The organism is Paenibacillus vulneris (genome assembly GCF_039543185.1).
GTDB classification, from domain to species: Bacteria; Bacillota; Bacilli; order Paenibacillales; family NBRC-103111; genus Paenibacillus_S; species Paenibacillus_S vulneris.
In genome coordinates this window covers 83183-105341 of record NZ_BAABJG010000005.1, presented here as the reverse complement: position 1 = coordinate 105341, position 22159 = coordinate 83183, and the positions used below count along the sequence as shown (strand labels likewise).

The 22159-nt window shown below is 47.1% G+C and carries 17 protein-coding genes and 3 pseudogenes; 18 read left to right on the top strand and 2 right to left on the bottom strand.

Annotated elements, in window-relative coordinates; genetic code table 11:
• Positions 1-851 (top strand): IS3 family transposase (locus ABEA66_RS05425; protein ID WP_345586762.1); only part of this gene is annotated, 851 nt, incomplete at its 5' end.
• A 50-nt stretch (positions 852-901) separates the two neighbouring features.
• Here the strand turns inward: ABEA66_RS05425 and ABEA66_RS05420 are convergent.
• Together ABEA66_RS05420 and ABEA66_RS05415 are read right to left on the bottom strand one after the other, a co-directional pair.
• Entirely contained in the window at positions 902-1714 is an 813-nt protein-coding gene (locus tag ABEA66_RS05420) for an AraC family transcriptional regulator (RefSeq protein WP_345586760.1), read from the bottom strand.
• A 74-nt stretch (positions 1715-1788) separates the two neighbouring features.
• Positions 1789-2565: a helix-turn-helix domain-containing protein gene (locus tag ABEA66_RS05415; RefSeq protein ID WP_345586768.1), complete on the bottom strand. Its 777-nt coding sequence runs from the start codon at positions 2563-2565 to the stop codon at positions 1789-1791.
• A 409-nt stretch (positions 2566-2974) separates the two neighbouring features.
• On the opposite strand from ABEA66_RS05415, the gene ABEA66_RS05410 reads away from it, so the two are divergent.
• From ABEA66_RS05410 to ABEA66_RS05330, 17 genes and pseudogenes are all read left to right on the top strand, one after another.
• Positions 2975-3142 carry a hypothetical protein gene (locus ABEA66_RS05410; RefSeq protein ID WP_345586758.1) on the top strand — a complete coding sequence of 56 codons (168 nt, stop codon included), beginning with the start codon at positions 2975-2977 and terminating at the stop codon, positions 3140-3142.
• A 49-nt stretch (positions 3143-3191) separates the two neighbouring features.
• Positions 3192-3440: a hypothetical protein gene (locus ABEA66_RS05405; protein ID WP_345586756.1), complete on the top strand. Its 249-nt coding sequence runs from the start codon at positions 3192-3194 to the stop codon at positions 3438-3440.
• A gap of 138 nt (positions 3441-3578) precedes the next feature.
• Positions 3579-5393 carry a sensor histidine kinase gene (locus tag ABEA66_RS05400; RefSeq protein ID WP_345586754.1) on the top strand — a complete coding sequence of 605 codons (1815 nt, stop codon included), beginning with the start codon at positions 3579-3581 and terminating at the stop codon, positions 5391-5393.
• Positions 5368-6903 (top strand): response regulator, encoded by a 1536-nt coding sequence (locus tag ABEA66_RS05395; RefSeq protein ID WP_345586752.1) that lies wholly within the window; start codon positions 5368-5370, stop codon positions 6901-6903. The genes ABEA66_RS05400 and ABEA66_RS05395 overlap by 26 nt, the downstream gene beginning before the upstream one ends.
• 22 nt (positions 6904-6925) lie before the next feature.
• A complete protein-coding gene (locus ABEA66_RS05390) occupies positions 6926-7900 on the top strand; it encodes a sugar ABC transporter substrate-binding protein (protein ID WP_345586750.1) in 975 nt (324 codons plus the stop codon).
• 39 nt (positions 7901-7939) lie between these two features.
• Positions 7940-8971 (top strand): ABC transporter substrate-binding protein, encoded by a 1032-nt coding sequence (locus ABEA66_RS05385; RefSeq protein WP_345586748.1) that lies wholly within the window; start codon positions 7940-7942, stop codon positions 8969-8971.
• 243 nt (positions 8972-9214) lie between these two features.
• Positions 9215-10246 (top strand): ABC transporter substrate-binding protein, encoded by a 1032-nt coding sequence (locus ABEA66_RS05380; RefSeq protein ID WP_345586746.1) that lies wholly within the window; start codon positions 9215-9217, stop codon positions 10244-10246.
• A gap of 122 nt (positions 10247-10368) precedes the next feature.
• Positions 10369-11889, top strand: a complete 1521-nt coding sequence (locus ABEA66_RS05375) for a sugar ABC transporter ATP-binding protein (RefSeq protein ID WP_345586745.1) — start codon at positions 10369-10371, stop codon at positions 11887-11889.
• Positions 11886-12902: an ABC transporter permease gene (locus ABEA66_RS05370; RefSeq protein WP_079908800.1), complete on the top strand. Its 1017-nt coding sequence runs from the start codon at positions 11886-11888 to the stop codon at positions 12900-12902. The genes ABEA66_RS05375 and ABEA66_RS05370 overlap by 4 nt, the downstream gene beginning before the upstream one ends.
• Positions 12899-13882 (top strand): galactofuranose ABC transporter, permease protein YjfF, encoded by a 984-nt coding sequence (gene yjfF, locus ABEA66_RS05365; protein ID WP_192700828.1) that lies wholly within the window; start codon positions 12899-12901, stop codon positions 13880-13882. Before ABEA66_RS05370 ends, yjfF begins: the two co-directional genes overlap by 4 nt.
• A gap of 1 nt (position 13883) precedes the next feature.
• A complete protein-coding gene (locus ABEA66_RS05360) occupies positions 13884-14123 on the top strand; it encodes an HPr family phosphocarrier protein (RefSeq protein WP_079908802.1) in 240 nt (79 codons plus the stop codon).
• A 775-nt stretch (positions 14124-14898) separates the two neighbouring features.
• A complete protein-coding gene (locus ABEA66_RS05355; protein ID WP_345586742.1) occupies positions 14899-18132 on the top strand; it encodes a family 43 glycosylhydrolase in 3234 nt (1077 codons plus the stop codon).
• A gap of 72 nt (positions 18133-18204) precedes the next feature.
• Positions 18205-18591: pseudogene (locus tag ABEA66_RS36495) on the top strand (hypothetical protein); the annotation flags it as partial.
• A pseudogene (locus ABEA66_RS36490) lies at positions 18577-18972 on the top strand (carbohydrate-binding protein); the annotation flags it as partial. The pseudogenes ABEA66_RS36495 and ABEA66_RS36490, both read left to right, overlap by 15 nt.
• Positions 18973-19005: 33 nt before the next feature.
• Positions 19006-19878: pseudogene (locus ABEA66_RS05340) on the top strand (glycoside hydrolase); the annotation flags it as partial.
• 48 nt (positions 19879-19926) lie between these two features.
• Positions 19927-20727 (top strand): cohesin domain-containing protein, encoded by an 801-nt coding sequence (locus tag ABEA66_RS05335; RefSeq protein WP_425571477.1) that lies wholly within the window; start codon positions 19927-19929, stop codon positions 20725-20727.
• Between the two features lie 380 nt (positions 20728-21107).
• On the top strand, positions 21108-22100 hold the full coding sequence (locus tag ABEA66_RS05330) for an S-layer homology domain-containing protein (protein WP_345586740.1): 993 nt from the start codon (positions 21108-21110) through the stop codon (positions 22098-22100).
• The last annotated feature ends 59 nt before the right edge of the window (positions 22101-22159 follow it).

Genomic DNA, 22159 nt, shown 5'->3' with positions numbered 1-22159 from the left:
AGAACTATGAAATAATGGAGGATCTACGCGCTCTGCACGGCATTACAGACCTGTTAGCCATCGCGGGAATATCACGGTCCAGTTATTACAAATGGCGAGCCACACAGCCTCAGCGCAATGCAAGACAAAACAAGGATCATGAGATTAAGGAACATATGATGGCCATTCATTTTGCGCATCCCGACTTCGGCTACCCTCGTATGACGACCGCCTTGTGGGAGGCAGGATACAGTGTGAATCATAAGAAAGTATGGCGATTGATGAGGGAGTTATCGATCCAATCAGTCATTCGAAAGAAGCGGAAACAGTCCAGTTACACCCCTTCTGTTGTGTATCCGAATCGTTTAAGGCGTCAATTCCATGCCACAGCGCCCCAACAAAAAATGGTGACCGATATTACATATATTTCTGACGGTACCAAATTTCATTATCTGTCCGTCATTCAAGATCTATTTAATAACGAGATAGTCGCTTGGCAATTGTCAGAACGTAACGATGTCCAGCTCGTGCTTGATACCGTTACGCAGTGGACAAGAAAAAGAGACGTTTCGGAAGCCGTGCTCCATTCGGATCAGGGCTTCCAATATACGTCTCAGGCGTACAACACACGATTAGAGGCATTCGGCGTAAAAGGCAGCCACTCTCGCAAAGCAACCTGCCTGGATAACGCATGCATCGAATCCTTCTTTTCGCATCTCAAAACAGAGAAGTTGTACCTTAAACAGTGTAATTCAGGAGCGGAGATCCAGCAAGCGGTGGAAGAATACATTTACTATTACAACTACCACCGCTTTCAAGCTAAATTAAAACAACGCGCACCGATTGAATATCGATGCGCGCTGGCAGCGTAGCTTTTTTCATTTGTCTACTTGACAGGGGTATGACCAAAAGCCCATGATGATCATGGACTTTTTCTTTTTTGATACTTCCTGTACTGCAAAGGTGACAACCCTGTTGATTCTTTGAAAGCTTTTGAAAAATAATTACTGTCATTAAAACCGCAATCAAAAGCAATTTGCCTGATAGAATGATTTGTAACTTTTAACATCTGCTTGGCCTTGTTGATTCTTATGATCTGCACATACTCTTTAAAGCCTAACCCTGTAGTTTTAAGAAAAAGTCTGGAAAGATGAGATTTGCTTAAATTAAGCATATCAGACGCAGAATCTAATGTTATCGATAAATGGTAGTTTGTATTAATGTACCGTACAAGCCTTTCTATGGTGGGGTTTGCATTGCTGCTGCTATTATAGACGAATTCCGACTTATTTCTAATAAAATAGGAAAGCAGCTGGATGAAATAACTTTTAATAAGATCAGAGGATAAATCATCATTCCTATCCATCTCCTCTCCTATCATAAAGAATAGCTTTTTAATCCGTTCAGGGTCCTGTGGCTTGTAAATACACTGTTCAAAAAGAGGTCTCATTTTGCATATGAATTTTGAACCTATGTAGTCCTCTGTAAAGTTAATGACGGCCCTCTCATAGCTTCGCGAAATATAATTATTCTTGTGTAACGTTCCTTTGGGAATGAAAAGGATATCGTGATTTGAAACCGGATAAGTTTTATCCTTTACAAAGTACTCGCTGCTGCCGGAAATAAGAAAATAAATTTCATAATTGTCATGATAATGATAGCTGGATTTAATCAGAACTGAATTAGAATAACCGTATTGAATTCCTGGTAGAGGGCTATCATCCTTTTTCGGCACTATCGTTCACCTTTCCATGACAATAATAACAATATAGCAGTTCTGCTGTGCGCGGCGCGATGTAAGGAACTGACTCACTTCCTCACAGCAGAAGGCGGGTATCCCTTAATCGATTTGAAGACATTACTAAAATAGGAAATATCGTGAAAGCCACAACGTTCGGCAACCCCCGTTACAGAAAATCCCCCGGTCGACAAAAGCATCTCGGCATGATTGACACGGATCTGGTTCAAATATTCCTTAAACGAGCAGCCGGTATTGATTTTAAACAGCTTCCCCAGATATGCCGGATGAAGATTGACGATCCTGGCTATCTTGGTTAAGTTCAATTCCTCCGAATAATGCTCCATGACGTATTCCAGCACTTGATTGATCCTTTTGTCGGATCGAACCTCAGCCTCTTTGCGATAGTAGATGGTCATAACCTGATGCATGATCAGCATGAATAACGCCCTTGATTGCATGATATATCCCGGCTGCCTGCCGGCCCAAACCTGATTGAACTGTCGGATGTAATTTAACATTTCACTTGTTATGATATTTTTGGTCACAATATCGAGCGGAAGCGCATCCGGGCTGCCCATGGGTAACCAGTTGAAATTGAAGGCATAGGAATGCATGGGGGTTTCCTTAATCGTGTGAGCCTCGCGTTCGCTGCCCAAAGGGATGTAAATGACATCGCCTGCTTCCACCGTATATTTTACACCGTTGACGTAATAGTTTGATTTCCCCTCAACAACAAAGGTAAGATCATGGAATTGGATGATATCCCTCTCAATCTTCCATTCCGGAAAGCAGCGTCTATCTACAAAATGGATAATACCGGGAAGTCTTGTTTGAAGCTGTTCCATGTTCAACTTTGCCCACCACCTGTATCAAATCGAAAATAACCGGGTGCCTCAACAAAAGTCATCGTACAAGACCATAGTAACATTGATTCATGGCGCAATAAAGAGATGCCAGACAAAAATTATTTAATAATTACAAATTAAATCTATTTCCTCCATGGATTATGAAAGCGTTTTTACTATATAATGTATCCATTAGAAATACCACAACCTTAAGCCGATTAGACATGACAGAACGGGACCGAGTGGAAACGCCGCATGACGTGCCGGATGGAGGTTCACTGCCCTGAAGCTGAATTTTAAAATTACAAACTTCTCTGGTCTGTAAATTTTTCTTATTGTAAACCACTATCGTTGAAAGCTGTTCTGCTATGATACACACGATATAATGAATGATATGGGGAGGAACAGAATGAAGACGAGAACGAATTTGATTGTTACGGTTATGCTATCGTTGCTTTCGTTAACGGCTTGCGCAAATCAGAAAAGCGGCATAGTAGAGAATGGCGGGGATGCTTCTGTAAATACGGAACCTGTTAAATTGAGACTGGCCGTAGTATCAACTGCGTTCTGTCAGTGATGACTAGCGATGAGGTGCAGAATCTGCTGAATAAAAACGGCGTACCTCTTTGAAAAAAACGCCTGAGTTGATAAAGGAGTATGGCGCGGAAATTCCCACAATCAAAGGGAAAAACGTGAACGCTCTCTTTGCCCTGAAGCCGGCAGTGAAAGAATTTACTAAATTTGATGATAAAGGCAGATCCCTTGTAAATTCAGCTGCAAACGATGTGCTGCTTAAGGGTACAAACGTGAACACCGCATTGAAGAATGCGGAAGAACAATTGGACCAGTTTATTCTACAGCAAACCCAAAATTAACGAGATTCTTACTGAAAAAATCATAACAAATTCGCATCATTTTCTATTTTCTTAATCTGTAAAAAAGCTTAAAATATGTAATGGCGCAAGCGCTTAAATTAATTAAGCAACGAAACGATGAGAACCGGGGGGACCGGCATGAGATGGTACCGTTGGATCGCCTCCAGTCTAAGGGCAAAAATGTTAGTCATGTTTGTGATGCTGACGGCGGTTCCCTTAATTGTGATAGGGATTATCAGCTACACGAAATCGTATAACACCGTTTCCAAGCACAGTATTGCAACGACGGAGCTTGTAGCCGAGCATCTGAAGAACGATATCGATGTGCTGTTTTCGGACAACCGGAAATTTTTGGACATCAGCAGAAACTCCAATGTGCTGAGATTTCTGCTCATTCAGAGTGAGACATATAATGAGGCTAAGGATATATTAAAAACGTTCAGCCTTTACCGGGATACATACAGGTTCAGCAATGGCCTGACGAATATTATACTGTTTAACCGCTATGGCAAGGGGATTAGCGAGAAGCGAGGCATTTTTCAAATGGAGGAGGACCCGTTCTTCTATCCTGAGTTCAAGAGCTTGTTGGCTCATCCCGACGAGGTGCTTATCATTCCGCCTGCCGGCTCGCAAGGGATCAGCAATTTGGACCGGGCAGAGGAGGAGCGTCCGCCATTAATTTCGATTATTTCCACGGTAAAACAGGAGATTACGGACGAAGTCATCGGTTTTATGGTGATGAATTTGGATGTATCGGTTATCGAAAATTTTTGCAACAATACCAAGATGGGGGACAGCGGCTTCTTTTATGTCATGGACCCGCAGGGCAAGCCGATTATTTTACCGGAAAGGTTAAAAGCAACAGGAGCCGTAGCAGGCTTGACGAAGCTGCAATTAAGTGCTGTGTCGGGGAACGACATTCGTGAGCTGGCGGGTAAGAGGCAGTTTATCGTGTACAAGACTTCAGAGCTTACAGGCTGGAAGGTCGTCGGGGAAGTGCCTCTGGAGGAAGTGACCAAGGATGCGGATCAGATTCAGACCCTTATATTTGTCAGCGTCATCTTTACGATTGCCTTTACTATTGCTTTGTACGCCTACGTATCCAACCGGTTGATCCGACCGATCCGGTACTTAAAAAATAAAATGCGTCAAGCGGCCTCCGGTTATTTGGATGCTAAGGTGCCTGGCGGGGGCCAGGACGAAATAGCCGATTTGGGGGTCAGCTTCAACATGATGCTCGACCAGATCAAGCTGCTGATTGAAGCTAGTATTAAGGAGCAAGAGCAGATCAAGCTTGCGGAGCTCCGGACCCTGCAGGCTCAAATTAACCCGCATTTTTTGTACAATACGCTCGATTCGATTATTTGGCTGGCGGAAAACGGAAAAAGCGAGGAAGTGATCGGCATTGTGAATGCGCTCGCAAGCTTCTTCAGGATTTCGTTAAGCAAAGGCAGGGATGAGATTACGATAAAAGAAGAGCTGGATCATATCGCCAACTATCTCACGATCCAGCAGATGAGGTACAGGGACATTCTGGACTATGAGATTGATGTGCAGGACAGCGTGCTTAGCTGCAGTGTTTTGAAAATGACACTCCAACCGCTGGTTGAAAATGCTTTGTATCACGGTATTAAGAACAAGCGGGGAAGGGGCTGTATTCGAATCACAGGCGGGTTTGGAGCTAACGGCAATATCGAGCTGTGCGTATCGGATAACGGCGCAGGCATGACGGCGGAGAAGCAAGAGCAGCTTAGACAGCTTCTTGCAGAGAGCAACCACCTTCAAGCCCAGCCGGCGGGGTTCGGAATTATCAATGTGCACCAGAGAATTAATCTTTATAACGGAGACCCGTACGGTATTCGGATCGAAAGCGATTATGGCTTTGGCACGACAGTGCTCGTGAGTATACCGATAAGGAGAGAGCAAGATGAAAAAGGTGTTGTTGGTGGATGATGAAATCCTCGTTCGGGAAGGTATCTGCAACCGGATACAGTGGGAGAAAGAGGGGTTTATTTATTGCGGCGACGCATCGGACGGGGAGATGGCGCTCCCCTTAATCGAGAACCTGGCACCGGATATTTTGTTAACCGATATTAAAATGCCTTTTATGGACGGACTCCAGCTAAGCCGGATTGTGAAAGAGAAGATGCCTGCGGTCAAAATCATTATTTTAAGCGGGCACGACGAATTTCATTATGCAAGGGAAGCTTTGCGGATTGGGGTGGAGGAATACTGTCTGAAACCGATTAACGCGAAGGAACTGCTTCAAGTGCTCCATGGGGTTGCTGCCAAAATCGATATGGAGCGCGAGGAGCAGAAAAATAAAGAGCTGCTGCAGATGAGAGCGAGCATCAACCAGGAAACCGTCAGGGAACAGCTGCTGATCGACTTGTGCTCCGGCGCTATACCGACAGCGGATGCTATTCATGCGGCCGAGGCGCTCGGTATTGGTCTCATTGCAAGGCATTACCTGGTAGTGCTCGCAGAGCTGACGGATGAAGGCGAGACACACTCGTTATTTAAGCAATTATTGAGTGACATGTCGGGCCATCTGCATGTGAAACGCAGCAAAAAAGAGCACGTCTGGATAATAAAAGGGGAAGAAACGGTAGGGGTGGAGAATACTGCCCACGGCCTTATCCGCAAGCTGAAGCAGATAGAAGAAGGACTTGGCTGCATCCTTTATTATGGCAAAGGAACCGTGAAAGGGCGAGTCCAGGAAATTGCCGCGTCGTTTTCTGAAGCAGAGCAAAATAAGTGCTACCATTATTTTTTACGCAATCGTCCGATCGTCAGCGTGGATAAAGGAGGCTTGGCGGGCTATGACCGTCATCAAGTGACCAATTTTTTGAAAATGGGCGATGCTTCCAGGATCGAGAGTTTTGTTTGCGGTTACATTCATAGCATTGATAAGCAGACGGGGGCGGAAAGCAAGTTTTACTGGCATTATCTTATTCTGGATATGATTGCCTCTGTAATGGCGGTTATCCATGAATCGAACGGAGACGTGCAGGCATTTCTATCCGAGATGGCACCGGTGGAGGAAACGCTGTTAATGAGCAATACGCTGGAGGAGGTGCGGGCATGTGCCACCACCGTTCTCATGCTTGCCTTTCAGCATCGGGAGCGCATAACCGACAAATATGGCGAGCTGCTCGCCAAGGCGAAGGATTATATCGATAAAAATTTTGATAATCCGGACCTCTCCTTGCAGGCTGTTGCAGCCTATGTGAACGTAAGCCCCAGCCATTTCAGCGGGATTTTCTCTCAGGGAACAGGGCAGACATTTATCGATTATTTAATTAAGACACGCATTAAGAGGGCAATGGAGCTGCTCAAAACAACGAGTGCCAAATCATATGAAATCGCTGCTATGGTGGGCTATAACGACCCGCATTATTTTAATACGGTATTTAAAAAAATCACCGGCGTTACAACCAAAGTATTCCGTAATCAGGCATAGCGATAAGAAGGGGGGAACGGCCATGCAGGCCCGAGTTACAAACCGGGCTTTACTGATTCTATGCTGCCTTCTGATAAGCCTGACCAGCGGCTGCAAGCAAGAGCCGACGGCAGCATCTTCAACTATTCAGCAGCATGGAGCGGGAGGGAGTGTGCAGAAGAAGGGCCGTACGTTCGCTATCGTCTACTCGACTGCCGATGTGTTTCACAAGGTAGTGACGAGCAGGGCAGAAGCCGTTGCAAGCAAGCTGGGTGCACAGCTCGTGATTAAGGCACCGGATGAGGCGAATCTCGAGCAGCAAATTCGGATGATGGAAAATCTGATCAAGCAGCGTGTGGACGGCATTGCAGTTAGTCCGGTTAATGCGGATGCATTAGCGCCTTACATTAATAAAGCGGTGGATGCCGGTATTCAAGTCATCTGCTTCGATAATGACGCACCGCAAAGCAAACGTGCCGCCTTCATAGGTGTCAATAATTATGAGGCTGGCCGCATGCTTGCTTCGTATATTGATCGTGCATTGGACGGGAAGGGAATGATCATTGCCGAGACGGGTACGATCTCCTATTCCAGCATACAGCAGCGGGTTGCCGGCTTTAGAGACTACTTGGCCAGGTTGCCGGAAATGCAGCTCCTTGAACTGAGAACGGACGGGGATAGTCTTGATAAAGCGATAGCAAATGTAGAAAAGATGATAGATGCACATCCGCATTTTGAAGCCTATGCCGCCCTGGATTCGTTAGCGGGCTCTGCGGCGATTCTTGTTTGGAAAGCAAAGGGTTTAAGCCAATTATCGGTAACAACCAGCGGTTCCCCGGAGCTGTTGGACGGGGTTATGAACAAGCAGATTACCGCTCTAATGTCGCTTCAGGAGGATGCTTGGGGGGACAGGATCATCCAGCTGCTAAATGATGCTTGCGACGGAAAGGCGGTGCAGGAATGGAATCAGTTAGAGCCGACCTTTGTAACGCAGCAATCATTGAAGAGCATTAAATAATACAATGTGTCTTCATTTCGATAAGGGAAGGTGAATGGGGTGTATAATCGTTGGGGGAAGGCGGTCATCCTTTTGTTGGTATTTCTCTGCGCGTGTACATCTGTGCCTGTACCGAAGGAGACCCTTGTACAAGCTCCCGCCGTGCTCCAAACGGATTCCAGCCTGACAACGGCTCTCAAGCAAGACGAGCGGCCAGTCGTACTTGGGTTCTCGCAGGTTGGAGCGGAAAGCCGCTTTCGTAACGCGAATACCAAATCCATTCAGGATGCCGCCAGGCAAGCGGGAATCGACTTGAAATTTTCGGATGCCGAGCAGCAGCAAAGCAAGCAAATTGAAGCGATCCGTTCCTATATTGCGGCAAAGGTTGACGTGATAGCCTTCTCTCCTGTCATTGAGACAGGCTGGGACAACGTACTTATGGAAGCGAAAGAGGCTGGTATTCCCGTCATTATAACGGATCGGTCTGTGGACGTGAAGGACCACTCCTTGTATATTACGCTTATTGGCTCTAATTTTGTGGAAGAAGGCCGCAAAGCAGGGAAATATGTCATCGATAAAATGAGGAACGTTAACGGGCCCATTCGTATTGCCGAAATCCGCGGTACGGAGAACTCGGCACCCGCGCTGGATCGGAAGCGGGGCTTTGAGGAAATCATTAAGGATAACCCGAACATGGAAATCATCGCCAGCGAAACGGGCAATTTTACGAGAGAAGAAGGCAAGGAAGTCATGACCCGTTTTTTAAAGAAGCATGGCCGCGATATTCAGGTGCTGTTCGCTCACAATGATGATATGGCGTTCGGAGCCATGGAAGCCATGGAGGAAATCGGCTTAAGACCCGGCAAGGATATCGTGATCGTTTCGGTCGATGGCGGGAAGGAAGCATTTCAAGCGATGCTGGATGGCAGGCTCAACTGTACGGTGGAATGTAATCCGCTGTTCGGACCGCTCTTAATGCAGGCGGTTCGGGAGCTTATGGCGGGAAGGAATATCCCGAAGCGCATTATTGTTAAAGAGGGGGTGTTCACGCAGGGGACCGCCGCCCGTGAGATCGGCAATCGTAAATATTAGGATATAAAGCTGTAATAGCTCCGTATAAAGCCCAATTGCCGGGCTTTTTTTGTTTAGTCTTTGACGCGGCGGGACGAAAAAATTCAAATTACTTCATAAAAAAACAAAATTTCGATTCTCCAGGCTCGAAAACACCGAAAAAGACTCTAATTTATTCAGAATGGATTCTATTCAATCGCATTTGAAAGCGTTTTAAAATAAAGCTACACCCATCGATGGTGAAATAAAAGGAGGGTTTAACGGATGAAAATGAAGTGGAAATCAGGCGCGGCCGTCTTGATGATGGCATCTATGCTTCTAACCGCGGCGTGCGGCGGTAATGCGACGACAGGCGGGGCTAAGGACACAGCTGCCAAAGGCGGCGACACGCCGAAACCGGCCGACAAGAAAATTGTGCTTGGCTTCGCTCAGGTTGGAGCAGAGAGCGGCTGGCGCACGGCTAATACCAAGTCCATCCAGGATTCGGCTAAGGAAGCGGGAATTGAACTGAAATTCTCCGACGCGCAGCAAAAGCAGGAAAACCAAATCAAGGCGATCCGCAGTTATATTGCACAAAAGGTGGATGTCATCGCATTCTCCCCGGTAGTTGAGTCTGGCTGGGATACGGTGCTAAAGGAAGCGAAGGATGCGAATATTCCGGTAGTACTGACCGACCGTGCGGTAGATTCCAAGGATACATCGCTGTATAGAACTTTTCTGGGCTCTGATTTCGTAGAAGAAGGACGCAACGCAGGGAAATGGCTGCTCGAAAAAGTGAAGGATCAGAAAGGCCCGGTCAACATTGTCGAGCTGCAAGGTACGACAGGCTCCGCACCGGCGATTGACCGTAAGAAAGGCTTTGAAGAAGTGATTAAAGATAACGCGAACCTGAAAATAGTGAAGTCCCAGACAGGTGACTTTACACGCGCTAAAGGGAAGGAAGTTATGGAGGCGTTCATCAAGTCCGCGAAGGCGGAGAACACCAAAATGGATGTCTTGTACGCGCATAACGACGATATGGCGCTTGGTGCTATTCAGGCCCTTGAGGAAGCGGGCATGAAGCCGGGCAAAGATATTCTCATCATTTCCATGGACGGAACCAAGGATGCTTTCCAAGCCATGAAGGACGGCAAGATTAACGTAATTATCGAATGTAACCCGCTAATGGGGCCGCAAGTGATGCAAATTGTCAAGGATATTGTCGCAGGCAAAGAGGTGCCTAAGCGTATTTTGACCAAAGAAGGCGTGTTCCCGCAAGAAACAGCCGCGAAGGAATTGCCGAACCGTCAATATTAATCTGACCATATCGTGAAAGAGAATGTCTCCCGCCAGCTGCAACCGTGTAAAGCTGCATCAAAAAACGCGGCTTGGCGGGAGATTTTGGGATATAGAATGTATTCAGGATAGGAGGCAGCAAGGTGACAGATAAAAAACCTCGATTGCGCATGGAGCGAATTCATAAGCAGTTTCCCGGAGTGAAGGCTTTGACCAACGTATACTTTCGAATGTTTTCAGGTGAAATTCACGCTTTGATGGGTCAAAACGGTGCAGGCAAATCAACCCTCATTAAAGTATTGACAGGTGTACATGCCATCGACGAAGGCCAAGTATGGCTCGACGAGCAGCAAATTCGCGCTAAAAGCCCGTTGGAAGCTCAGGAGCTCGGGATTAGCACCGTTTATCAGGAGGTCAATTTATGTACCAATTTAACGGTTTCTGAAAATATTTTTATCGGGCGCGAGCCGATGCGAAGAGGTTTTATTGATTGGAAAGAAATGAATTCCCGTTCCCGAGAGCTGCTGAAGCGGTTAAATGTAGACATTGATCCCTCCAAGCTGCTCGGTTCCTATTCCATAGCCATTCAACAAATGGTCGCCATTGCCAGAGCCCTCAATGTTTCGGCGAAGATATTAATTTTGGATGAGCCGACATCCAGCTTAGATTCGAATGAAGTGAAGCAATTATTTAACGTCATGCGAAAATTGAAATCGGAAGGCTTGGCGATTTTATTCGTTACGCATTTCCTGGATCAAGTCTATGAAATGTCCGATCGGATCACGATATTGCGAAACGGCCAATTCGAAGGGGAGTACTTGACGGAAGAGCTGTCCCGCATGGATCTCGTATCCAAAATGATCGGTAAAGAGGTAACTGAGTTGGAACAGCTGCCGAATATGACGGCTTCACATAAAAAGAACAGTGGAAAGCAGCCTTTCCTGCAGGCAAAGCAGGTTGCGCGAAAAGGCTCCATCGAACCGTTCGATTTGAACTTGTATCCGGGTGAAGTGTTGAGCCTTGCGGGATTACTTGGTTCCGGCCGTACGGAAATCGCCCGTATTTTGTTCGGAGCCGACCGGGCGGATCATGGGGAAATGAAAATCAGCGGAAAAGTAGTACAGCTGAATTCTCCGCGCCAAGCGATAGACGCTAGAATAGCCTTCTGCCCCGAAAACCGGAAAACGGAGGCTATTATTGAGGATTTGACGGTGAGGGAAAATATTATTCTCGCAATGCAAGCGACATTGGGCACATTCCGGTATTTGACGAAGAAGAAGCAAACCGAGCTTGCGGATCAATATATCGAGCTGCTCAATATCAAAACGCCGGGTCCTGAGGCTTTAATCAAAAATTTAAGCGGCGGCAATCAGCAGAAGGTGATCTTGGCACGATGGCTGTTGACCAATCCCGAGCTGCTCATTCTGGATGAACCTACACGGGGGATCGACGTCGGGGCGAAGGCGGAAATTCAGAAACAGATGGCGCTGCTGTGCGAGAAAGGAATGTCCATCTTGTTCATTTCCTCCGAGCTGGAGGAAGTCGTTCGTTCCTCTCAAAAAATTGCCGTCCTGAGGGACAGGAAAAAAATTGCTGAGATTAGAAACGAAGGTGTGAGCCAGCAGGATATTATGAAATTAATTGCAGGAGGGGGAGGCGAATGAGCAACCGTTTGTTGTGGCCTTTAGTGACATTGGCTTTCTTATTGATCGCCAATGTCGTTCATAATCATGATTTTTTCTCCATTACGATGAAGGAAGGCCATCTGTTCGGCAGCCTGATTGATATTTTGAACCGCGCAGCGCCTCTTGTCCTAATCTCCATCGGTATGACATTCGTCATCGCTACCAAGGGGATTGATTTATCGGTTGGCTCCATCGTTTCCATCGCAGGAGCGATGGCCTGCCTGCTCATCTCTAAGCAGGGCACCAGCGACATAAGCACACTGTTTATGGCTTTAGGCATTGCGCTGCTGCTTTCCTTGGCTGCAGGTGCTTGGAACGGGCTATTAGTCAGCTTCTTGGGCATTCAACCGATCGTCGCAACCTTAATCCTAATGGTCGCAGGGCGTGGGGTGGCACAATTAATTACGAACGGACAAATCATCACCGTGTCCTCCAAACCTTACTCCTTTATAGGAGGAGGCTATTTATTTGGCCTTCCGTTCTCGATTTTTATTATTACGTTCTTCTTTCTTATAGCAGTGATCCTAACAAGAAAAACAGCGATAGGGCTGTTTATCGAATCGGTCGGCTCCAATCCGACGGCGAGCCGGCTTGCAGGAATCCGGTCGAGCTCAATCATTTTTATCGTATATGTACTCTGTGCCTTTTTAAGCGGGCTTGCCGGTATTATCTTAAGCTCGAACGTATCCAGCGCAGATGGGAATAATGCCGGGCTGTGGTATGAGCTTGATGCGATTCTGGCCGTTGTGATTGGCGGCAACTCATTGAACGGCGGGAGATTTTATTTATCAGGCACCATCATCGGCGCGCTCATCATTCAAACACTCACGACTTCCATCTATTCCATCGGTGTACCGCCGGAAATTACATTGGTCGTCAAGGCTATCGTTGTGCTGATCGTCTGCCTGATTCAATCGGATGCCTTCCGTGCATCGCTAGCAGCCAAGCGCAAAGCCAAACAAAAAAACGTGGAGCAGGGGGTTACCGTATGAGGCTGCGCAGCATAGATAAAAGATATTTACCGCTTCTGGTGACCATAGCCTTATTTGTTGTTATGTTTGCGGCGGGCTCAGTGGAGTATAGGGGATTTTTCTCACTGCAAGTTTTCTTTAATTTGCTGATCGATAATTCATTCCTGCTCATTGCAGCCATTGGGATGACCTTTGTCATCATTTCGGGCGGGATCGATTTATCCGTCGGTTCCATGATTGCATTAACTACTATGATATCCGCAAGCTTGGTCCAAAATCATCATTGGCCGCCGGGTGCCGTTATTCCGTTAGTGCTGCTTATGGGAAGCGTGTTTGGATGGTGCATGGGCAGTTTGATTTATCATTTCAATCTGCAGCCGTTTATCGTAACATTGGCGGGGATGTTTTTGGCAAGAGGACTATGCTATGTCATCAGCATTGAGAGTATTACGATCGAGAATGAATGGTATAAGGCGGTTTCACAGACCAAAGTGTACGTATTTGGCAGCTCCTATGTTTCCATTAGTGTCATTATCGCTCTATGTATGGTTGTTGGAGCTATCCTACTTGCACATTATACCCGATTTGGACGCAATATTTATGCATTAGGCGGCAATGAGCATTCGGCTATGTTAATGGGGTTGCCCGTCAAACGGACAAAAGTACTTGTCTATACCTTAAGCGGCTTCTGCTCTTCACTTGCGGGTGTGGTCTTTACCTTTTATATGCTGTCGGGTTACGGCTTACATGCGCTGGGGACGGAGTTGGATACGATAGCGGCTGTCGTCATTGGCGGCACCTTGCTGACCGGTGGCACCGGTTATATTGCGGGCACGCTGGTTGGTGTGTTGATTCAAGGCATCATCCAAACGTTGATCATGTTTGAAGGAACCCTTAGCTCCTGGTGGACCAAAATTGCAATCGGACTGCTGCTATTCTTGTTTATCGTACTGCAAAAGCTGCTTGGCACTAGAAAGAAGGCTGGCGGGGAGGTCGTCTGATATGCATAATACAACAGAAATCGGCTGGGAAATTTCAAAGACGGCGAATCAATTCCGTTCATCTTGTGTGCTGAAATTCGGGGATGTCATTGTTGACGCGAAAAGCATTCTTAGTGTGTTTGTGACCCTAGTTGATCATCACAATTATGAGCTGTATGTGATGGGCCCGGATGCGGAGGAAGCCAAGAAAGCGATGTCGGATTTATTCGCCCGCTATGATTTGTCTTATGTAATCAAATAAACGGGGGGAGAAAGAGCGGTCCGCCTATAGCGGACTGTTCTTACCACATAAATATTTAACTTTATTAAAGCGTCAGCGTGATAAAGATCATTTCTATTGGCGATAAAAACTACCGCTGAACGCGGTCCTCATCATTGAACAGACGTCGATACGTTTTTCTCATCTCCGATTGGGCTCAAAGCCTGCAACCGTATCATTTGGGAAATCACTATTTCTTTAGTAATTACAAATAGTATCTAGTTATTCTATAGAATTTGGTATAGCCCCCCTTTATAATGTGGACAGATAGCGCTTTCAAAAGGGGTTATTTTTTTAATAACGCAGGGAAATTACACGATCGTTAATAAGGGGGGATTGGCAAGATGATTGCTGTAAATTAGAAGCATAAAACCATGCTAGAAAAGACAACTTAAGCCCTTCGAACCATTGCATCTTGCAGATAACTGAGCTTGTTCCCACTACATAAAACAAACTAACGCCCTCGATTGTTCAGACTTCAACGATAACATTTCCAGTAACGGCTGGTCTTAACTACTCTACCCAATCCCCTAGTCCGTTTCAGCTCGCTAACATAGATAGTTACCTTATTTTCCTAAATGATGTAGAAATTCTTTAGCACCGAGCAACCCGACGGATTGCTGCAGGAATGCCTAAGCTTTCAAACAAAGGTTCCGAAAGCTGCTATTAACAAAAATTAAAACGCTTCCAAAAAAACTGGAAAAACCTTTGCATTTTCAAAAATGTAGATTGAGCCAATACGGGAGGTTTGAAATCCATGGGGAAATTATTGGTATTCTTACTCGTTTTTTCATTAATCATAAGCTCTTTGCCAGGTTTTACTGCACATGCGGATGGCATCACGGCCAAGAACCCCATAATATGGGCGGATGTGCCGGATGTCGATGTGATTAGGGTAAATGATACTTACTATATGACCAGCACGACAATGCACATGAACCCTGGGGTTCCAATCATGAAATCCAAGGATCTCGTCAATTGGGAGATCGTCAATTACGTATATGATATCCTCGCGTCTACTGACAAACAAACCCTCTCCAACGGAGAAAACATATATGGGAAAGGCTCATGGGCCAGCAGCATCCGTTTTCATAACGGCAAGTTTTATGTGGTTTTTGCCTCCAATGATATTGGAAAGACATATATCTTTCAAACGGCCGACATAGAAAAGGGTCCATGGGAAAAGTATGAGTTAGCCGGCGGAGTGTATCATGATATGTCCCTGCTGTTCGATGATGACGGACGCGTCTATATGGTCTACGGTAATGGAACCATAAAGATTATTGAGCTGACCTCAGATGCCACAGCCATCAAAGCAGGCGGAATGAATAAAACGATCATTCAAAATGCAAGCGCTCCCGGAGGATCGGGTGGCCTTGGAGCTGAGGGCTCACACGTTTATAAAATAAACGGTAAGTATTACATCTTCAATATCTCATGGCCATCAGGGGGCATCCGCACGGAATTAGTGCATAGGGCGGATACTATCGATGGTACCTATGAAGGAAAGATTGCTTTAAAATCGGGCAGTAATTCAAACAGCGCCGGTGTGGCACAAGGAGGGATTGTTCAATCTCCTGACGGAAAATGGTACGGAGTGTTGTTCCAGGACTACGGCTCCGTCGGGCGCATACCTTACATTGTTCCGATGACATGGAACGAGGATGGATGGCCCGTCTTCGGGGATGTCAATGATACGGGAATTGCTGCAGGACTCTCAAGAACATGGGTCTCATCGGATAGCTTTGATCAAAGAGCAGAGAAAGTTGGCGCTTATCATACAGAGGCGGCAAACGGAGAAAACGATGACAACGGATCCAATCTTGCCCTGGTGTGGCAGTGGAACCATAATCCCGACAATCGGTACTGGTCCCTAACCGACCGGCCGGGGTATTTGAGACTCACTACGGGGAGCACTAGCAGCAGTATTCTTAATGCCCGAAATACGCTTTCCCAAAGAACCTTCGGTCCGGAAAGCTCGGGAACGGTTGCTATAGATGTCAGCCATATGAAAGACGGAGACTATGCCGGCATTGCCGCATTTCAGCAGAACTACGGGTTTGTCGGTGTGAAAATGAGCGGGACTACCAAATCTGTTGTGATGGTAAATGGAAGCTCAGGGACGGCAGTGGAAGCAGCAAGTATCCCTGTCACTCAGAATGTCATCTATTTAAGGACTGAATTGGATTATAAGAATAGGACGGACAAAGCCTATTTCTATTACAGTCTTGACGGTGAGCGTTGGGCATCCATAGGTAACACACTTCAAATGTCCTATACGCTGCCGCATTTTATGGGTTACCGATTTGCCTTATTCAATTTTGCCACAAAGACGACAGGCGGTTATATTGATTTCGATTATTTCAAAATAGATGACAAGTTAGCAGGCTCCAACTTTGATACGAATTTGAAGTCCCTCCAGGTGAACGGGGCGCAAGTGAGCGGGTTCAGTCCGAGTAGATACGACTATTCCCTGGATGTTCCTGCAGGATCGGTCCCCCAAGTTACCGCGACTCCCAATGATCCTGCTGCGAGTGTTTCTATTACCCAAGCATCAGGGGTGCCGGGAAAAGCCACGGTCACGGTAAGCAGGGAAGGCCTACAAACAGCGGTCTATACCATTCAGTTTAATACGCCTGTTTCCGTAGCTATTGAGGCAGAAACAGCAGCGGAAAATTCCGCTGAGGCGTACGTACATGGCACCGCCAACGGCCATACCTGGTCGCTTGTGGACGGCCTATCTACGAAAGCCATGCAGTTTTTGCCTGACGATGGCACTTCGGTGACGCCGGGGACGGATGCAGCCAGCCTTGCTGCCGGGTCCAGATTGAATTATAAAATCAACTTCACGACTGCTGGAACCTACTATGTTTGGATTCTTGCCAAGAGTCATAGCTACCAAACGGACTCCGTCCATGTGGGGTTGGATAATCAGTATAAATTCACTTCCAACGGGATTGAAGGTGTCAGCGGTGGTCAGTTTAAATGGGTGAATCTCAGCAACGGCGGTACTGTAGTGACGGGAGGTATTCCTTTGAATATTTCCGCCGGCGTGCATGAATTGAACTTTTGGGGAAGGGAATCTGGCCTTGCCATAGACCGGATCTATTTGACCACAAGTACCGCAACGACAGATCCGGTCTGGCCGGAGGCTAAGGTACCTGCAGCCGCACTTAGCGCAGACAGCAGCGTGAAGCCTGGAAGCAGCTTTACCGTGGGCGTTAGCCTGAACAATCTGACACAAAGCGTGTTTGCCCAGGACATCACCTTGTCTTATGATTCCAACATATTTGACTATGTGAGTACGGCAGGTGCGAACAGCAATATCCAGATCGTGACAGAGGATAAGGCGACCGCCGGAAAAGTGAGACTCATTGCCGCCAATATCGGAGGGGTATCCGGGGTCAGCACACCGGTTCTGAATGTAACCTTCAAGGTTAAGGCCGGTGTTCAGAATACAACCGGAACGATTGCGGCAGCCCAAGCCAAGCTGGGTGTGGCTCCCGAGGGAACTGTGATTCAGGCGGCGCTCAGCAGCAAGAGCATAGCTATAGGCAAGATTGATGCCGTTGTAGACAAGACGGCACTGGCAACAGCGATTACGAATGCACAAAGCTTGTATGATACTGCGGTGGTTGGCACACTGCCGGGTCAATACCCGCAAGCAGCCAAGGATGCGTTCGGCGTAGCGATCAATGCAGCCAAAGCCGTCAAGGACAGCCCAAGCGCGACGCAGTCTCAGGTTGACAATGCGGTCACCGCACTGAACAGCGCGATAGATACCTTCAAAGCAGCTGTCATTAAGGAAGTGTCTGCAGACCTCAACAAGGATGGAATCATTGATGTAGGCGACCTCGCGATCGTTGCTTACCATTACGGTAAAGATTCCACCAGCGCAGACTGGGCAGCAGCTAAGACGGCGGATATGAACTACGATAATAAGATCGATATTATGGACCTGGCGTATGTTGCATCGAAAATAACGGAGTAAAACAGGACACAAGAAGCTATGGACGGGGATTCGCTTCTCCCCCTCCATAGCCCTTAACAGGAGATGAGAACCATGATATCGCGATTGAGGAAATCACTTTGCGTATTTCTGGCATGTGTCACTGCGCTGCCACTAGTTTCCGTGCCGGTATCTGCTGAAGTTTCAGCGGCTGCAGCTGCAAAGGAGGTTATCGTTAATTTATCGGCGGAGAAACAAGTGATTCGCGGCTTTGGAGGCATGAATCACTCCGTCTGGATCGGAGATTTGACCCCGGCCCAAAGGGAAAACGCTTTTGGCAATGGGGAGAACCAGCTGGGTTTTTCTATATTAAGAATTCCTATACACGAAAACAAAAGCAATTGGCAAAAAGAGGTGGAAACAGCCAAAAAAGCCATTGAGCATGGAGCTATCGTATTTGCTTCCCCATGGAATCCTCCAAGTGAAATGGTAGAGACCTACACTTTGGGTATGAGTTCAGGCAATGGTACCACTTATGAAGCGGAGTCGGGCACGACATTGAGTGATTCTTCAGTGCAAAGCTCCTATTCGGGCTATAGCGGTAGCGGGTATGTCCAATTTCAAGCTTCATCCGGGGCAGCCATTCAGTGGAACAGCATCGGCATTGGCACGACAGGAACCAAGAACGTTAAAGTCCGATATGCTCTGCAGTCAGGGACAAGTAATCTGGATGTTTATGTTAACGGGGCGAAAGTGCTCAGTCAGGTGGCCTTTGCCGCAACCGGCAGCCCCGCTGCCTGGGGCGAGCAATCGATCCAGGTACCCATGAGCAGCGGGACCAACACGTTACAGTTTGTATCTACCGGTGAAGAAGGACCAAGCATAGATAACATCTACGTTACCGCCTATGCTGTGGACGCAACAGCGAAACGGCTAAAACATGATATGTACGCTGAATATGCGCAGTATCTGAATGAATTCGACTCCTTCATGAAGAGCAACGGAGTGGAGCTGTATGCTATTTCGGTTCAAAACGAGCCGGACTATGCACATGACTGGACATGGTGGAGTAAGGAAGAAATGCTTCGTTTTATGAAAGAAAATGCCGGATCCATCCATAACAGAGTCATTGCACCAGAGTCGTTTTCTTACGTAAAACAGATGTCAGACCCCATTCTGAACGACCCGGAAGCATTGGCCAATATGGATATTCTTGGCGCTCACACGTACGGCACTAGTTATAATGATTTCCCTTACCCCTTGTTTGAACAAAAAGGCGCAGGCAAAGAACTCTGGATGACGGAAGTATACTACCCGAACAGCGACACGAATTCGGCGGATCGCTGGCCTGAGGCATTGGGTGTTGCCGAGCATATGTATAACGCCATGGTAGAAGGGAATTTTCAGACCTACGTCTGGTGGTATATCCGCAGGCATTACGGTCCTATGAAGGATGACGGTACGATAAGCAAGCGGGGTTACAGCATGGCTCATTACTCAAAATTTGTTCGACCTGGCTATGTTAGGGTAGAAGCGACCAAAAATCCCGATCCGCAAGTGTTCACATCTGCATATAAAGGTGACAATAAGGTAGTAATTGTCGCTATCAACAAAGGTACTTCTGCAGTGAGTGAAAGGTTTGTTCTGCAGAACGGGTCTGCAACGAAAGTAGCCTCCTGGGTAACGGACAGCAGCAGGAATCTTGCGGCCGGAGCGCCTATGCCAGTGTCGAACGGCTCCTTCACAGCCGAGCTTCCGGCTCAAAGCGTTACAACCTTTGTAGCTGAGAATGTTGACAGCACAGGCACTACAGCTGCACTTACCGCAGACAGCAGCGTGAAGCCCGGAAGCAGCTTTACCGTAGGCGTTAGCCTGAACCATCTGACACAAAGCGTGTTTGCCCAGGACATCACCTTGGCTTATGATTCCAACGTATTTGACTACGTGAGTACGGCAGGTGCGAACAGCAATATCCAGATCGTGACAGAGGATAAGGCGACCGCCGGAAAAGTGAGACTCATTGCCGCCAATATCGGAGGCGTATCCGGAGGCAGCACGCCGGTTCTGAATGTAACCTTAAGGGTCAAAGCCGGTGTCCAGAATACAACCGGAACGATTGCGGCGACCCAAGCCAAGCTGGGCGTGGCTCCCGAGGGAACCGTGATTCAGGCGGCGCTCAGCAGCAAGAGCATAGCTATAGGCAAGATTGATGCCGTTGTAGACAAGACGGCATTGGCAACAGCGATTACGAATGCACAAAGCTTGTATGATGCTGCGGCGGTTGGCACACTGCCGGGTCAATACCCGCAAGCAGCCAAGGATGCGTTCGGCGTGGCGATCAATGCAGCCAAAGCCGTCAAAGACAGCCCAATCGCGACGCAGTCCCAGGTTGACAACGCGGTTACCGCACTGAACAGCGCGGTAGATACCTTCAAGGCGGCTGTGATCAAGGAAGTATCTGCAGACCTCAATAAGGACGGAATCATTGACGTTGGCGACCTCGCGATCGTTGCTTACCATTACGGTAAAGATTCCACCAGTGCAGACTGGGCAGCAGCTAAGATGGCGGATATGAACAGCGATAATAAGATCGATATTATGGATCTGGCGTATGTTGCAACCAAGATAATCGATTAAGTCATCGGTACGTTCATTGCAGCTCTGCTTACCATTTTCGTTATATGAATAACAAAGTTCTGGTGCTGCCCTATCTTGGGAAGGGACTTCATTGGGGATAGGGCACACTAAATCGTTCCAAATGCTTCATTGCACAAAATGCTAATCCTTAAAAAATCAACTTTTTGAAGAAGAAATTCCATCGTGATTTTCTAGTGTCTTAGCTATAATAAAGGCAAAAAATGGGAGGGATACAAAATAAGGTAGAGGAACAGCGAGGCAACCCTGCATAGCTTTGGATTTCAAGCATGAATGCTCGTCATAGTTAAAGCGCTATCATAATTGTTCGGGTCGGGATGCTCAGTATTCCTTCCTAATTCTCACGATAAGGAGATTGCCACATGAGAAAAGGAAAATTAACTTTTGTAATGTGTCTTATTGCTGTCATGATGGTTACTTGTATGCCCGGTACCGGTTATTCAGAAGAAAATACGATCTTCACTCTGAGTCAAAGTGCGGAAAAGGCTGTACCAAACCAAGCTCTAGAAGTTACGTTGAATGGAAGCAACTTAAAGGATCTCTATGCCTACGAGGTTTTAATTACATTCGACCCTGATATGGTTGAGCTGGATAAGGCAGAATCGAAGCTGGAAGGTTTTTTTATACCACCAAAGATAGATAACGGCAAAATAACGATGGCCTTTACGAAAATTGGCAAGAAGGAAGGAGAGCAGGGAAGCACAGCCTTGAGTACCATTGCCTTCAAAGGGAAGTCTCAGGGAGATGCCAATATTAAGCTGGTATCCGTGAAAGCGCTGAATCCGAATCTGACAGCGACGGTCTACAGCTATGGGACCACTTTTGACGATCTGGCGGGCTACGAATGGGCCAAGATGGAGATTGAGGCTCTTGCGTCCTCAGGAATTATCAAGGGAACGTCGGCTACTACCTTTAGCCCGGGAGCCGACATCACCAGGGCAGACTTCCTATGCTTGCTGGTCAGAGCATTAAATCTTAATGCAGAAATAGACGAGAATTTCAAGGATGTAGAGCAGTCCGACTATTATTACGAAGAAGTAGGAATTGCCAAAAAGCTTGGCATTGCTCAGGGTACAGGCGACAACCTGTTCGAGCCGAGAGTTAGCATATCCAGACAGGACATGATGGTAGTGGCTGCACGAGCGATGAAAATGGCCGGAAGAATGCTGGATGAGTCCATTTCAGACTTAGGCGGGTTCAGCGATGCCGGTGAAGTAGCGGATTATGCAGTAAGCCCCTTGGCTCAACTGGTCAAGAAAGGAGTCATCCAAGGCTACAATGGAATGATTAAACCGGCGGATACGGCTAGAAGAGCGGAAGCAGCCGTTATCATATACCGCTTGTTGAACATGTAGAGTTGTATTTCACTACTCAAAGGAGGTGTTTATTTTCAAGAGCAGGTAACAACAGCAGC

What these genes read in the sequence shown, in the direction of transcription:
- ABEA66_RS05415 (WP_345586768.1), bottom strand. Translation starts at nt 2,565, where the DNA reads ATGGAACAGCTTCAAACAAGACTTCCCGGTATTATCCATTTTGTAGAT.
- ABEA66_RS05410 (WP_345586758.1), top strand. Translation starts at nt 2,975, where the DNA reads ATGAAGACGAGAACGAATTTGATTGTTACGGTTATGCTATCGTTGCTT.
- ABEA66_RS05400 (WP_345586754.1), top strand. Translation starts at nt 3,579, where the DNA reads ATGAGATGGTACCGTTGGATCGCCTCCAGTCTAAGGGCAAAAATGTTA.
- ABEA66_RS05395 (WP_345586752.1), top strand. Translation starts at nt 5,368, where the DNA reads ATGAAAAAGGTGTTGTTGGTGGATGATGAAATCCTCGTTCGGGAAGGT.
- ABEA66_RS05390 (WP_345586750.1), top strand. Translation starts at nt 6,926, where the DNA reads ATGCAGGCCCGAGTTACAAACCGGGCTTTACTGATTCTATGCTGCCTT.
- ABEA66_RS05380 (WP_345586746.1), top strand. Translation starts at nt 9,215, where the DNA reads ATGAAAATGAAGTGGAAATCAGGCGCGGCCGTCTTGATGATGGCATCT.
- ABEA66_RS05370 (WP_079908800.1), top strand. Translation starts at nt 11,886, where the DNA reads ATGAGCAACCGTTTGTTGTGGCCTTTAGTGACATTGGCTTTCTTATTG.
- yjfF (WP_192700828.1), top strand. Translation starts at nt 12,899, where the DNA reads ATGAGGCTGCGCAGCATAGATAAAAGATATTTACCGCTTCTGGTGACC.
- ABEA66_RS05360 (WP_079908802.1), top strand. Translation starts at nt 13,884, where the DNA reads ATGCATAATACAACAGAAATCGGCTGGGAAATTTCAAAGACGGCGAAT.
- ABEA66_RS05355 (WP_345586742.1), top strand. Translation starts at nt 14,899, where the DNA reads ATGGGGAAATTATTGGTATTCTTACTCGTTTTTTCATTAATCATAAGC.
- ABEA66_RS05330 (WP_345586740.1), top strand. Translation starts at nt 21,108, where the DNA reads ATGAGAAAAGGAAAATTAACTTTTGTAATGTGTCTTATTGCTGTCATG.